At 44.3% G+C, this 13,432-nt stretch carries 12 protein-coding genes and 1 pseudogene; 11 read left to right on the top strand and 2 right to left on the bottom strand.

Going from position 1 to position 13,432, the window contains the following annotated elements; translation table 11 throughout:
• Positions 1-80 precede the first annotated feature (80 nt).
• From DVY93_RS07490 to prpF, 3 genes are all read left to right on the top strand, one after another.
• The gene (locus DVY93_RS07490; protein WP_230710056.1) at positions 81-395 is read left to right on the top strand and encodes a type II toxin-antitoxin system Phd/YefM family antitoxin; all 315 of its coding nucleotides are present in this window, start codon (positions 81-83) and stop codon (positions 393-395) included.
• 35 nt (positions 396-430) lie between these two features.
• Positions 431-691: a Txe/YoeB family addiction module toxin gene (locus DVY93_RS07485; RefSeq protein ID WP_230710054.1), complete on the top strand. Its 261-nt coding sequence runs from the start codon at positions 431-433 to the stop codon at positions 689-691.
• A 76-nt stretch (positions 692-767) separates the two neighbouring features.
• Positions 768-2,018: a 2-methylaconitate cis-trans isomerase PrpF gene (prpF, locus tag DVY93_RS07480; RefSeq protein ID WP_330165961.1), complete on the top strand. Its 1,251-nt coding sequence runs from the start codon at positions 768-770 to the stop codon at positions 2,016-2,018.
• A 9-nt stretch (positions 2,019-2,027) separates the two neighbouring features.
• Here prpF and DVY93_RS07475 read toward each other — a convergent pair whose 3' ends face one another.
• Complete coding sequence (locus DVY93_RS07475) at positions 2,028-2,492, bottom strand: DMT family transporter (protein WP_230710139.1); 465 nt, start codon at positions 2,490-2,492, stop codon at positions 2,028-2,030.
• A gap of 115 nt (positions 2,493-2,607) precedes the next feature.
• Between DVY93_RS07475 and DVY93_RS07470 the strand changes: the two genes are divergently transcribed.
• The 3 genes from DVY93_RS07470 (at position 2,608) to DVY93_RS07460 (ending at position 6,797) form a co-directional block, all read left to right on the top strand.
• Positions 2,608-4,461, top strand: a complete 1,854-nt coding sequence (locus tag DVY93_RS07470; RefSeq protein ID WP_230710052.1) for an ABC transporter ATP-binding protein — start codon at positions 2,608-2,610, stop codon at positions 4,459-4,461.
• A 61-nt stretch (positions 4,462-4,522) separates the two neighbouring features.
• Positions 4,523-5,149 carry a GNAT family N-acetyltransferase gene (locus tag DVY93_RS07465; protein WP_230710050.1) on the top strand — a complete coding sequence of 209 codons (627 nt, stop codon included), beginning with the start codon at positions 4,523-4,525 and terminating at the stop codon, positions 5,147-5,149.
• A 130-nt stretch (positions 5,150-5,279) separates the two neighbouring features.
• On the top strand, positions 5,280-6,797 hold the full coding sequence (locus DVY93_RS07460; RefSeq protein WP_230710048.1) for a bifunctional 2-methylcitrate dehydratase/aconitate hydratase: 1,518 nt from the start codon (positions 5,280-5,282) through the stop codon (positions 6,795-6,797).
• Between the two features lie 71 nt (positions 6,798-6,868).
• Here the strand turns inward: DVY93_RS07460 and DVY93_RS07455 are convergent, their stop codons facing one another.
• The gene (locus DVY93_RS07455) at positions 6,869-7,630 is read right to left on the bottom strand and encodes an SDR family oxidoreductase (RefSeq protein ID WP_193004962.1); all 762 of its coding nucleotides are present in this window, start codon (positions 7,628-7,630) and stop codon (positions 6,869-6,871) included.
• A 238-nt stretch (positions 7,631-7,868) separates the two neighbouring features.
• Between DVY93_RS07455 and DVY93_RS07450 the strand changes: the two genes are divergently transcribed.
• The 5 genes and pseudogenes from DVY93_RS07450 to DVY93_RS07430 all read left to right on the top strand — a co-directional run bounded on the left by DVY93_RS07450 (position 7,869) and on the right by DVY93_RS07430 (position 13,210).
• Positions 7,869-9,257 carry a DUF2868 domain-containing protein gene (locus tag DVY93_RS07450; protein ID WP_230710046.1) on the top strand — a complete coding sequence of 463 codons (1,389 nt, stop codon included), beginning with the start codon at positions 7,869-7,871 and terminating at the stop codon, positions 9,255-9,257.
• 175 nt (positions 9,258-9,432) lie between these two features.
• Positions 9,433-10,419, top strand: coding sequence for a sterol desaturase family protein (locus tag DVY93_RS07445; protein WP_193004960.1), 987 nt, complete (start codon positions 9,433-9,435; stop codon positions 10,417-10,419).
• A gap of 95 nt (positions 10,420-10,514) precedes the next feature.
• Positions 10,515-10,682: pseudogene (locus tag DVY93_RS07440) on the top strand (IS5/IS1182 family transposase); the annotation flags it as partial.
• Positions 10,683-10,880: 198 nt separating this feature from the next.
• Positions 10,881-11,702: an HAD-IIB family hydrolase gene (locus DVY93_RS07435; RefSeq protein ID WP_230710044.1), complete on the top strand. Its 822-nt coding sequence runs from the start codon at positions 10,881-10,883 to the stop codon at positions 11,700-11,702.
• A 296-nt stretch (positions 11,703-11,998) separates the two neighbouring features.
• Entirely contained in the window at positions 11,999-13,210 is a 1,212-nt protein-coding gene (locus tag DVY93_RS07430) for a glycosyl transferase (protein ID WP_230710042.1), read from the top strand.
• Positions 13,211-13,432: the final 222 nt, after the last annotated feature.

The following is a 13,432-nucleotide window of genomic DNA, read 5'->3' as shown; positions in this document are numbered from 1 at the left end:
ATCGAGGTCAGCTAAATATTGAGTTTGCCTCACCAATAGCGTAATATGTACAATATAATGTACAAGTTATGGAGTGTATCATGAGGGTCGTTAGTTTTTCAGAAGCCAGAAAGCACCTAAAATCGGTTCTAGACACCGTAAATGACGATGCCAATGCCACTATTGTCACTCGACGTGACGCTGATGATGCGGTTGTTATGTCGCTTGATTATTACAATAGCCTGATGGAAACCGTTTATCTGCTCAAATCTCCTGCCAATGCCGCGCACTTAGCGGAATCTATTGCGCAATATCAAGCTGGTAAAACCGGCACGCATGAGCTGATTGATATAACAGACGAAAGTAATAGCAGTAATGACAATGAGCGTGCAGATGGCGACATTAAGAACGCTTGAACGCAAAAATTTTCATATAGTCAAAGAGTTTGATAGTGAGTGAGCAATTAGCATGGACAGATGCGGCGTGGAAAGATTATCTGTATTGGCAGACACAAGACAAAAAAACACTCAAACGTATCAATAAACTTATCACCGACTGCAAACGCAGTCCGTTTGATGGCATTGGCAAGCCTGAACCCCTAAAAGAAAACCTATCAGGATTTTGGTCCAGACGTATTGATGACGCCAATCGGTTGGTATATACCGTCGATGATAACTATCTGACTCTCATCTCTTGTCGCTATCATTATTAACGGGATGTCTTAGTCGTTCGTACTTATTTATCGATGACACCTAATCATATTACAACTTAAAAAAGGATTTAACACAGTGACTCAAACCACTTCACCAACCCCCTCTTTTGCCCCGCAAATCTCCGTCCCTGCTACTTATATGCGTGGCGGCACCTCAAAAGGCACGTTCTTTAAATTATCCGACTTGCCTGAGCGTTGCCAAGTCGCTGGCGAGTCGCGCGATAACTTCCTCTTGCGCGTCATCGGTAGCCCTGACCCTTATGGCAAGCAGATCGATGGATTGGGCAATGGCAGCTCTAGCACGTCAAAGACGGTCATTTTGTCCACCTCTGAAAAATCAGATCATGACGTCAATTATCTGTTTGGACAGGTCAATATCGCAAAGCCGATGATTGACTGGGCGGGTAACTGTGGCAACTTGACCGCAGCAGTGGGTGCTTGCGCCATTAATATGGGTCTGGTCGATGCCGATAAAATTGCTAATAGCATTCATGAAAACGCTGATAGCGGTATCTGCGAAGTGCGTATTTGGCAAGAGAACATCGGCAAAACGATTATTGCTCATGTACCAGTCTATAAAGATGTAAATGATAAAGTACAGGTTCAAGAAACAGGCGACTTTGAGTTAGACGGTGTCACCTTCCCTGCCGCTGAGGTCAAGATTGAGTTTATTGATCCGGTCGACTCATCAAGTGATATGTTCCCAACAAACAACTTGGTCGATGACTTTGATGTTTCTGGCTGTGGTCTAAAAGCTGATCGTGTCAAAGCAACCTTTATCAGCGCGGGCATTCCGACTATCTTTATGCGCGCAGAGGATTTAGGCTTTACAGGCACCGAGTTGCAAAGCGATATTAATAGCAATGATGAGCTACTAACCAAGCTAGAAAAAATCCGTGCGCGTGGCGGGGTCGCTATGGGCTTATTTAAAGACGAAAGTGAGGCGCAAACTAGCCAGCATATCCCTAAAATCGCTTGGGTTGGCAAGTCGCAGAGCTACACCGCATCGAGTGGTAAACCAGTCGAAGCAAGCGAGATTGATTTGGTCGTGCGGGCAATGAGCATGGGGCAGTTACATCATGCCATGATGGGCACGGCAGCAGTTGCAATTGCCGCAGCAGCAACCACGCAAGGGACATTAGTCAACGAAGCCGCTGGTGGCGGCGAGCTTGACGAAGTGCGTTTTGGTCATCCATCGGGTACCTTGCTAGTAGGTGGCAAGACTGAACAAGTTGACGGTCGCTGGCAGGCCAAAAAAGTATCCATGAGCCGCTCTGCGCGCCGTATCATGGTAGGCGCGGTATTTGTGCCAGCGGATGCGTTTTAATCTCACTCATTAGCCTGTTGCCTTGGTCTCACCATATATCATTATCATGCCTCCGATAGTGACCAAGGCCAACCCCGTGATTTTATAGACATCTATCGTTTTTATGGCTAAGCCAAACAAGCCAGTTTGGCTTAATATTAAGGCAAAATACATTTGCCCAAGAAAGACCCAAAGCAATGTATTGCCAGCGCCTATTTTTGGGGCGGCAATGAACATAAACAAAATATAAAAGCTACCTAGAAATCCTGGTAACCACATCCACCACGTCGCATTTTGAACCATGGGTGGCTTAATTCCGCCACTCATTAGATAAGATAATAATAAAGAGGCAATTGCACCTCCCAAATACAAATAAAAAGTAGATTGTATTTGAGAGGCTTGTGTACTTTCTCGAAAAGCATTGACAATAGCCAGTTGTAGCGGAACAATAGCACCGCCTAATAGGCTAATTAAGACATAAGGAAGAATTTTCAAATAACTTTCTCCAAAAGTAAGGTAGATAAGACCTCTACATAATTCCAAACTTTATTTCAATATTTTAACATAGATATAGTTTAGTAAAGCACTAAAACCTATGAGCTAAGCGTTTATGCCAACCCCTCCCCAAGCTCGCCGTGTTCCCTTAGACAAAAAACCGCCGCTCAAAAAAACAGAACGGCGGGCTTTGCTATGGAATATTCTCAAAAAGCTGGCCATCTTTGCCGCGCCTTACAAAGGCTTAATTGTGGCAACCTTGATATTGACGGTGCTTGGCTCCTTTACCGCACAGGTGAATGCCTTTGTGCTGCGCTACGCGGTCGACACCTTGACCGAAATCGCCACCTTGTCCGAGCCTTGGGCAGCTGGCGTACGCATGTTAACGATCATCAGCGCGGTCCTCCTGACCAAAGAGATACTGTCGATATTCATCTCGTTTGGGCAGCGGTTTTTTGGTGAAAAGATTCGCATCAACCTCTCTCGAGACTTGTCACAAAAAATCATCGAGCGGATTCTTACATATCGTATGGCGTTTTATACCAGTAGCGAAAATGACAGTGGAAAACTGCAAACTCGTATCGATTATGGTGTCAGTAGCCTAACCACCCTAGTACAAAACTTCTTTATCGATATGTTACCGCTGTTTGCCAGTGCGATTGTCTCGCTCATCATTATGTTTTCGACCAACGTTTGGATAGGTTTGGTCGGCCTGATCATCATCCCGATTTACTTTTTTATCAGTCAAAAACAAGCAAAGCGCCTACAAGGATTTCGGCGACAGATGCGCGGTTACCGCGAAGCCAAGAGCGGTTTGGTGATCTCGCTCATTAACTCTATCAGCGTGGTGAAATCCTTTGTCCGTGAGTCGATTGAGGCTGAGAAACATTTAGCCATTCAAAAAGAGATGACCGACAATCAGCTGCGTATTCGCAGTATTGGTTTTATTTATGATGCCATAAAAACCTTTATCGAACAGATTGGTGTGGTGGTCATTATTCTGCTTACCGCTTATTTTGTGCTGCAAGGTGAAATGACCATCGGCATGATTTTATTTCACGTCATGCTGTTTCAGAACGTCGCCGCGCCGATTCGTCAGCTGCATCGCATCTATGATCAGATCAATAATGCCCTCACTTATGCCGAAGGATTTTTTGATATTTTAGAAGATGAAAGCCAAGTCGAAAATGTTGATGGTATAAAAAACCAAGATTTAAAAGGTCACATTGAGCTGAAAAACGTTGATTTTACTTATCCCAATGGCACGCAAGCGCTAAAAGACGTCAGCTTTACCATTAAACCCAATCGCATTACCGCTTTGGTCGGATTAAGCGGCGCTGGCAAGAGTACGATTATTAGCCTGCTTGTGAAGTTCTATGAGCCAGACGCTGGCAAGATCTTGCTAGATGGGCACGATTTAGCGGATTGTGACACCCATGAATTACGCCAGCACATCGGTTTGGTGCTACAAAGCAATCATATTTTTTCAGGGACCATCAGTGAAAATATCCGCTATGGCAATATGAATGCCAGCATCGAGGATATCATTGTGGCTGCCAAAAAAGCCTCCATTCATGAGCAAATTACCAAGCTGGCGGATGGATATGACAGTACGGCAAAATCTTTGTCGGGTGGTCAACAGCAGCGTATCGCACTGGCAAGAATGTTCTTAAAAGACCCGCCCATTGTGTTTTTGGATGAGCCGACTGCCAGTCTGGATGCCATCGCCAGTCAACAAGTCAAAAAAAGCTTGGATTTAATCAAAAAAGACCGTACGGTCATTATGGTCTCGCACAATATCGCGCAGATCATCGACGCTGACGATCTTGTCGTGATAGAAAACGGCCAAGTGGTAGAGACAGGTACTCACGAGGCGCTATATCAAAAAGGCGGCAAGTACTTTGAGATATTTAGTGCCATGTCTGACAGCCTAAACTTGGACAAGATCAGTCAAACCTTGCATGGTTAATGCGTGTCTAAATCGTTATAATGCGACTCTTTTAAAGCCTATTGTTAGAAGCCAATCAATTATGACTTGTGAATTTTCTATAAAAACCTTTGATGAGTTGACCTCAGTTGATCTGTACCACATTCTAAAGGCGCGCTCCCAAGTGTTTGTGGTCGAGCAAAATTGCGCCTACCAAGACATGGATGAGGTGGATTTTGATTGTTTGCATCTGATTGCCCATCAAAATGAAGCGCTGGTGGGTTATTGCCGCATCATACCGCCTGAATTTAACCAGCTGAAGTCCAATCTGGCCGTCACCGATTCGGCTGTTAAATCCAACCACACATCCATGTCTGCCATTGGTAGAGTGCTCGTACTCTCAGCGCACCGAGGTGAGGGTCTGGCAAGGCAAATAATGACCCATGCTATTGCCCACTGCCGCAAAAAATACGGTAAAAAGAGACCCATTATTATCTCTGCCCAAAGCTATCTGCTCCGCTTTTATGAGTCTTTAGGCTTTGTGCCTGAAGGTGACTATTATCTCGAAGACAACATTGAACATGTGAAGATGGTGTTGTACGTTGCCAAAAAAACCAAAGTGAGAAAAGAGCGTACTGATACTGCCACAACTACGACCAAAATTTTAAGCGCTCTGTTGTTTATCATGGCAGCTTTATTTATTTTAGGCTTACTGTATCTGATGATTTAAACGGCTGCTAAGGTCGTAATTCTTAACATAATTCAATTTGGTTGTTCCATATTGAGTGTGCTACTTTTAAATGATGACTAAAACCCCAGTTGGTCAATAAAATAGCCCACTTAAGGAAGAGGAGACAGCCATGTCACAGACACAAAATGCGACCGTCGAGAGCAATGTTCGTCCAGAGTATGACGCTGAGATTCAAAAAATTGCCGACTATGTTCTTAATTACTCTATAGATGAAGAGTCACCAAACAGTACCGAGGCGTGGCGCACCGCTCGTTACTGTTTGATGGATACGCTTGGCTGCGGGCTACTGGCGTTACGCTTTCCTGAGTGCACCAAACATCTAGGTCCAGATTGCGCCGATCAATTGACTCCCAATGGCGCGCGCGTCCCTGGGACCTCTCATAAGCTCGACCCCATCAAAGCCGCCTTTGATATTGGCTGTATCGTGCGCTGGCTTGATTACAACGACACGTGGCTTGCGGCTGAATGGGGACACCCTTCAGACAACTTGGGCGGTATTTTGGCAGTGGCGGACTATATCAGTCAGAAAAACGTCAGCCAAGGTCGTGCGCCCCTCACCATGCGTGAGGTGCTCGAAGCCATGATTATGGCGCATGAGATTCAAGGGGTACTGGCGTTAGACAATTCCTTTAACCGCGTTGGGCTCGACCATGTGTTTTTGGTCAAGTTAGCCTCAACAGCCGTGGTCGCTAAACTCTACCAGCTACCCCGTGAGCGCATCATGGCAGCGATTTCTCAAGCGCTGGTCGATGGTCAAGCATTGCGTACTTATCGTCATGCGCCCAATGCGGGTAGCCGTAAGTCTTGGGCGGCCGGTGATGCGACCAGCCGCGCTGTGCGTTTGGTTGATATTACTCGACGCGGTGAAATGGGCATTCCAGGCGCACTCACCGCCCCGCAATGGGGGTTTTATGATGTGTTGTTTAGCCACACCAGTAAAGACTTAGCCACCAAACCTGACCATGAGAGAAAATTTACTTTTCAGCGAGAGTTTGGCAGTTATGTCATGGAAAATATCTTATTTAAACTAAGTTTTCCTGCCGAATTTCATGCGCAAACGGCTTGCGAGGCCGCTGTTATTTTGCATCCACGCATTGATGGCAGAATTGATGAGATTGAAAAAATTGTCCTGACCACGCATGAATCCGCGATTAGAATTATCTCTAAAGAAGGAACGCTGGCCAATCCTGCCGATCGCGATCACTGCCTCCAATACATGGTCGCCGTGCCTTTATTGACAGGTGATTTGATGGCGGAGAACTATGAAGATGACTATCATGAGCAGCATCAGATTTTGATTGATGGGTTACGCCAAAAGATGGTGGTGGAAGAAGATCTGCGTTATTCAAAAGACTACCATGACCCAAGCAAACGCTCGATTGCCAATGCGATTCAAATATTTTTTAAAGACGGCACCAGTACCGATAAGGTTGCGGTGGAATATCCTATCGGTCATAAACGCCGCCGCAAAGAAGGCTTGCCTGTGTTAGAAGCCAAGTTTCGTGCCAGTCTGGCGACGCGATTTATCGACAGTCGTTGCGCGTCTATCTTTGCATTGTGCAGTGATCAAGAGCGTTTGGAGCACACACCTGTAAACGAGTTTATGGACTTGTTTGTCGCGAACTAACGTGTGAGCCCCAGCGCATTAACCACCTGTTTATAAACAGGCTCAAACCTACCTTCTTAATGCTGCTGTCATTACCAAGGTATGGGTTCCCCTGCCCAATCAACAAAGCTTCCTGATTGCGCCGCCGTCATGTGGCTTAGCACCTCTAATAGGCACTCTGCACTATAAGCGGGCGAGAATAACTGTCCGTCAGCCACGTTACCTTGGAATGGGGCTGACAGTTGGGTGTTCACCGTGCCTGGTTGCATGACAACGACACACACGTCTTTGAGCGACCGGCCCCACTCGATACTCAGATTTTTCATCCCCATATTAAGCGCCGCTTTACTCATACGATAGCTATACCAACCGCCCAACTGGTTGTCACTGATACTGCCGACACGTGCCGATACCGTCGCAAAAACCGCTGGTTTATCATGACTACGTTCAGCATTCGCCAATAGGGGTTTGATATGTTTGGCAATGAGCAAGCTTGCCCAGGCATTCACTTGCATGTTCTGTATAAAAAAATCAGTCTCAATCTGCCGGAGTGCTTTTTCTGGCTGCTGCGCGGCCGTGTGTAGTAAACCTGCACAATTTATCACCCAATCAATGTGCGCGGTTTGCTGCTTGATGACGTCAGCCGCTTGTTGGATACTTTGCTCGTCACAGATATCCATAGGTATCCAATGCAGATTGTCTGCGGCAAAATCAGGAACACTGCTATGGTAAGTTGCAAAAACATGAGGGATGACTTTTTCACTATGGCTGGCAGTGTTATCTATTAATTGCTCAACCATGGCTCTGCCGATGCCGCCTGTACCGCCGATAATGAGATAAGTTTTATTATTCATGACGATTCCTTTTTTTTGGGTCTTTTGACAGTTTTTTGAGTAACTAGGATCTGTTCTACCCTTCATTTTGGCGGATTTTTGTTACGTTTACCATGATAAACATGCGTCAGACGTTAACCTGTATTGATGATCGGCCGCGCTCACAACAAAATAATAGCGGTCAACGTCATATTATTTACGCTACAATCATCAAGTACTGTCTGCTAAATGAACGCTTTTATACGGATATGACCGACTTATGCTATCACCCCAAGATCAATTGACTGAGCTGGTACGTACGCTTGAAACTCAGCAACACGTCTTTACCACGGATCCGCTGCTTATCACTGAAAAATTACAAAGTGAAGACGGCAAACCCCTGCAAAAATTGCATCGCCGTGCTTCACGTATCGATAGTAACGGTGCACTGGCGCAAGTGTTGGGTAAGATTGATGGTCGCATCAAGGGTATCATGGTTGTCATGAGCATCGTGTGGTGTGTCTCAGGATTTTTAGGACTGTTTACCTTACTACAGAGCAACGTAGTGAATTTCTTTTATGTGTTGGTCTGTCTGCTGGGGTTTCATACCATTATGCTGGTCGGCTGGCTTGTGATGACCCTGATGAATCAAGGCAAACAGTCTACCAATTGGTTTGCCAGTTTTGTCAGCCCCAGTTATCTCATACGCGGCAAAGATGATGTCACCAAAGCTGCCGTTGATTTGTACGAACGTCAATTGCAACACAGTGGTATGCGTTGGTATTTAGGCAAGTTTAGTCATCAATTATGGCTGGCCACCTTAACCGGTATGCTGTTTGCGATTGTATTTTTATTGGTCGTACGTCAGTACAGTTTTAGCTGGGAGTCAACCCTACTCTCCGATCAGGCACTCATAGCGTTGACTCAAATACTCGGCTGGTTGCCAAGCATGGTGGGATTTGATGTGCCAGACAATGCGGCGGTCACTCAAAGCCGATTGGTGACAGACGCGATGCCCCTATCCGTTGCACGGCAATGGGCAAGCTTATTGGTAGGAAGTTTGCTGATGTATGGCATGGTGCCGCGAGCGATAGCATGGACGTTTTGTGCGCTTATGTTTCGCCGTAAAAAAATGCGTTTGGATATCAAACTGCCTTATTACCAAAAAATCTTGAATTTTTGGCAGCGTCATGTGGTAGATGCCGATGATTATCAGGAAGCGCCAGCCCCTATCGCCCCAAAAGCGACGGTTAGCGCTGGCAAGAAAGTGGTGGCTTTACTCGAATACCCATCAGAGCAGGATAACTGGTGGCAAGCGGGTTTGAATGCGACTCTTAAGGCCAGTAGTGAGATCGAGAATTTCGGGATTATTGATGATCGTGATGATATGGCACGATTAAAGGCTTACTTAGACCACCATCCTGTACAGGTCCTACTAGGCATTCATGAAAACGCACTGCCCGACCGTGGCACACTGCGTAAGCTTGACCAAATCGCCAGTCACGCAAAAGAGGGGCTTATCGTGCAATTGCTTGGTGATACTACCCTAACCGATAAAAAAGAAGATCAAACGTCTGAGCAGCTCTTAGAACATAAAAATATTCGTTATCAACAGTGGCAAACCGCGCTCTCGGCTCGAAAAATCGGTCTTGTTCATAGTGGCGCTTAATTTATAGTGATACTTAGCATAATGTGGTGATGCTGCCAGCCCTTTCTTTTTTGAACAGGATTCATTAGTCAGGACAAGAAAACTGATACGACACCATTTTTTGTACAGTGTTGTTTGCTAAGTTTAGTATCATACCAAAATGACAAGGATGGTTTATAGTGGCTAGGAGGCCAGTATGGCAGCAGATAATACCCTTATGACACTGGGTCAGTATGGTCAGCTATTAGATGGTTACAAGGAAGCATTGAACCAAAGTATATTGGCCATATCCCCTGAATCTTGGCAGTCAACGCTGGCCAGTATTTTACCCACGCACTGGCAAGAGTGGCTGATACCGCTGGCTGGTGGCCCATTTTTCTTACTGTTTTTAGCAGAATGGTTCTATCAATCCAAACGTGGCAAGAGTGACAGCTTTAGCTGGCGTCGTACCATGACCAACTTTAGTTTGGGTGGTTCTTATTTAGGGTTTGAGCTGGTTGTCCACGCCCTTATCGTGCTGCCCATTTGCTTGTGGCTGTATCAATATCGCTTATTTACCATTGAGGTGACATGGCTGACCGCCATTCCTATTTTTGTTGCTGTTGAGTTTAGCTACTATTGGTTCCATCGTGCCTCGCACCGCGTAAACTGGTTTTGGTCAGCGCACGTCGTGCATCATTCCGATGACTATATGAACCTCTCTACCGCCATGCGCCAAAGCTTGCTGTACTCAGTGACAGGCTGGTGGATATTTTTTGTCCCACTGATGATGCTGGGTGTTCATCCAGTATGGGTATTCTTCTTTTATGCGTTAGATTTGATTTATCAGTTCTTTATCCATACCGAAACCGTCGAAAAATTCCCCAAATGGGTGGAGTACATTTTTGACACACCCTCCAACCACCGTGCGCACCATGGGACCAATGACGCATATATTGACCAAAATTACGGCGGTGTTCTCATTATTTTTGATCGTTGGTTTGGCACTTACGTCGAAGAAGATACTATCCATAACCCCGTGAAGTATGGTGCTGTTGGTGAAGACAGTCATGATAATGTCATCAACTTAATATTTGGCGTTTTCTATCGTATGTGGCAACGATTTTTTCGTGCCAAAGGGGTTAAGAAAAAGCTCAAAGTGTTGTTTCACGCGCCTAGCGCTGCATCACCTAAGAGCAACTAGCGATTAAAAATAATTTTGTATGAGTATAAGATGCTCAACCAGATTTATTGACCATAAACGGCTACTCTATTTTTTGGGTATTAGGGACGGTATAGAATTCACTAAGCAATAACGATACCTTGGATTGGTATTTATATCGCTGCCGCCATTTGGTAGAAAATGCTTTTGCTAGGTTGAAGCATTTTATAGGCATCGTCACTCGTTATGATAAGCTTAAAGACAGTTACAGAGCTGCGATCATACTAGCTTGTGTTTTTATTTGATTGCCTTTGATTTGAATTCTATACCGCCCCTAATCTAAGTTGTAATAACCCCAAGTTATTAATCCATAAACTAATTGCTCAAAGGGTTGTTCTAAAATGCTGGATGTCATGAGAGATCCCATGGCATTTTTGACTGCGTTTATGTCAATAAAAACCGCTAAGAAGTGATCTGAAATAGGTCGACCATGACAAATAATTGTGTTGTATCATACTGCTATGAAGAAGAGATATCTTGTATTTACCGATTTAGATGGAACATTACTCAATCACCAGGATTATAGTTTCGCTCCTGCAAAAGAGGCCTTAGCACTTTTAAAATATCGCTCAATTCCTCTCATTATCGCTACGAGCAAAACCTTTAGTGAAGTAGTAGTGCTTCAAAAAGAGTTAGGCATGCGGCAGCCTTTTATCGTTGAGAATGGTGCTGGGATATTTGTGCCCTCAGAGTGTGTACTTGCAAAAGAGGTGGCGTTTAAAGAGGAGTGGATAAAATTCTCTAAGGCGCACTCCTACATAGAACTGAGACTTTTTTTCACACAAATGAAACGGAGCTACTCTATAAAAGGTTTTGGAGATATGAGTGTTGATGAAGTAATACAGCATACAGGTCTGCCAAGAGAAGAGAGCCTAAATGCCATGAAACGCGACTTTAGTGAGCCTTTTTTGATGCAAGACGAAAGAGAGCTTGAGGCTCTTAAAAAAGAGGCAAATGAAGAGGGCTTTGATATAGTAAAAGGGGGAAGATTTTTGCACCTTGTCTCACTCCTACAAGACAAAGCAAATGCCATGCTTACACTTGCTCACATGTATGAAGAGTATTACAACCAAAAGTGCACCAAGATAGCCCTTGGTGATAGTGCAAATGACTTTACTATGATAAAAAAAGCAGATATTGGTGTTTTAGTTCCTCTCTATGATGGCTCTTTTAGTGCCATAGGAAACGCAGATATAAAAAGAGCAGACTACCCAGGACCAAAAGGTTGGAATAGCTCTATACTGGAGATATTTGATGGACTCTAAAGCGCTTGCAAGAGAGATATTTGCCGATGCACTTGAGGCGTCTTTGCTAAAAAATTCATCTCAAAATACTGCTAGCTTAAAGTAAACATTTTAAATGTAGGTAGCAAGAAATATGGTAACCCCCTAAACATAAGACTGTAGGGGCACAAATAGGATAGATGTAACGATAATAATAAAAGGTAACCGTGAAGGTTAGAGTGCCGCGCTTCGCTTGCAATGACACTTGCTGTCACTGCGAGGTTTTGAAAAATCATGGCAGTCTAGTCATATGAGATAACATCTAAAGGGAGAATAAGATGTCAGATTTTTTTCAAAACGGTGTTATAACAACACTACAAAATGTGGGAAATCGCTCCTTAGAAAGTATAGAAGAAGAATTATTGCAGTTTTCAAAACGCAGAAATATGGTGCTTTTGCTTCCCGCTCTCTACTCAGAGTTTGAAACGCCAGCGATGCAGACTATTATTGATGAGCTTAAAAACGTGAAGTATCTCTATAAAATTATACTTGGACTCGACGGTGCAACTGAGGAGCAGTTTTTAGAAGTAAAGAAGCGTATGAGCGTTTTGGAATGTAGTGTTGAGGTACTTTGGAACGATGGTCCAAACGTAAAAAAGATATATAAAGAGCTTACAGATGAGGGTTTTCCTGGTTTAGACACGCCAGGAAAAGGTCGTAATGTCTGGACGATGATAGGTTATGGTCTCACAAATCAAGATAACTATGCTTTTGCCCTGCATGATTGTGACATAGTAAACTACTCACGAGCGCTTGTTGCACGGCTTTTTTACCCCATAGTACACCCAGGACTCGATTTTGAGTTTAACAAAGGCTATTACTCTCGCGTTACAAACAAGCTCCACGGTCGTGTGACCCGTCTTTTTTATACACCGCTCATAAAAGCACTCAAGATTACTTTTGGCTCAAACCACTACTTGGAGTATATGCAGAGTTTTCGTTATGCCCTCTCTGGAGAGTTCGCATTTATCCGCTCTCTTGGCCGTGGTATTGCGATTTCTCCTACTTGGGGGCTTGAGGTTTCAACACTCTCAGAAGTTTATAACAACACCTCAAGCCGTCGTATCTGTCAAACAGAAATCATGGAGAGTTATGAGCATAAACATCAAGACTTAGGCTCAAAAAGTGAAGGTGGTGGCATTTACAAGATGGCAAACGATATAGCTAAAACTCTTTTTAGAATTTTAGCTCAAGAGGGAGTGGTTTTTTCAGAAGCCTCTTTTAAAACACTCCTTGCTTCATACTACCAGCAGTCGCGTATTGAGATTTCAAAGTACAATGCACTCAGTAAGATAAATGCCCTTGCGTACAACCGCCAAAATGAGATAAGGGCAGTCGAAGCTTTTGAAGAGGCTATCAAAGAAGCTGCAGCTGAGTTTTGTGAAGATCCAATGGGTGTGGCCTCCCTCTCTCCGTGGATTACAGTGCGTTCCGTTTTACCTGACTTTTCCGATAGATTTAGAGCGATGGTAAAGGAGGAGACAAAATGACAGTTATAACCCCAGTTCGGGATAAGTGATTCATTAAGCTGCTGATAGTATTGATATACTCTATTACTCTTGAAGACCAGCTAAGTCTTTGAAAGCAGACTTCTCTATAAACTACTGTCAAAAGCATGACTTTATAAGATCAGATAACAATTATGCAAATAGTATCGACAACTTAAGCACTGGCTTATCCCGAATTCAGGTTATGATAAGCTTAAAGACAGT

This window comes from Psychrobacter sp. CCUG 69069 (assembly GCF_021023115.1).
In the GTDB taxonomy this organism is placed as follows: Bacteria; Pseudomonadota; Gammaproteobacteria; order Pseudomonadales; family Moraxellaceae; genus Psychrobacter; species Psychrobacter namhaensis.
Note: the sequence above shows the minus strand (reverse complement) of the source record. Positions and strands in the feature narration are given on the sequence as shown.

What these genes read in the sequence shown, in the direction of transcription:
- DVY93_RS07450 (WP_230710046.1), top strand. Translation starts at nt 7,869, where the DNA reads ATGCTATCACCCCAAGATCAATTGACTGAGCTGGTACGTACGCTTGAA.
- DVY93_RS07455 (WP_193004962.1), bottom strand. Translation starts at nt 7,630, where the DNA reads ATGAATAATAAAACTTATCTCATTATCGGCGGTACAGGCGGCATCGGC.
- DVY93_RS07465 (WP_230710050.1), top strand. Translation starts at nt 4,523, where the DNA reads ATGACTTGTGAATTTTCTATAAAAACCTTTGATGAGTTGACCTCAGTT.
- DVY93_RS07470 (WP_230710052.1), top strand. Translation starts at nt 2,608, where the DNA reads ATGCCAACCCCTCCCCAAGCTCGCCGTGTTCCCTTAGACAAAAAACCG.
- DVY93_RS07445 (WP_193004960.1), top strand. Translation starts at nt 9,433, where the DNA reads ATGGCAGCAGATAATACCCTTATGACACTGGGTCAGTATGGTCAGCTA.
- DVY93_RS07430 (WP_230710042.1), top strand. Translation starts at nt 11,999, where the DNA reads ATGTCAGATTTTTTTCAAAACGGTGTTATAACAACACTACAAAATGTG.
- DVY93_RS07490 (WP_230710056.1), top strand. Translation starts at nt 81, where the DNA reads ATGAGGGTCGTTAGTTTTTCAGAAGCCAGAAAGCACCTAAAATCGGTT.
- DVY93_RS07460 (WP_230710048.1), top strand. Translation starts at nt 5,280, where the DNA reads ATGTCACAGACACAAAATGCGACCGTCGAGAGCAATGTTCGTCCAGAG.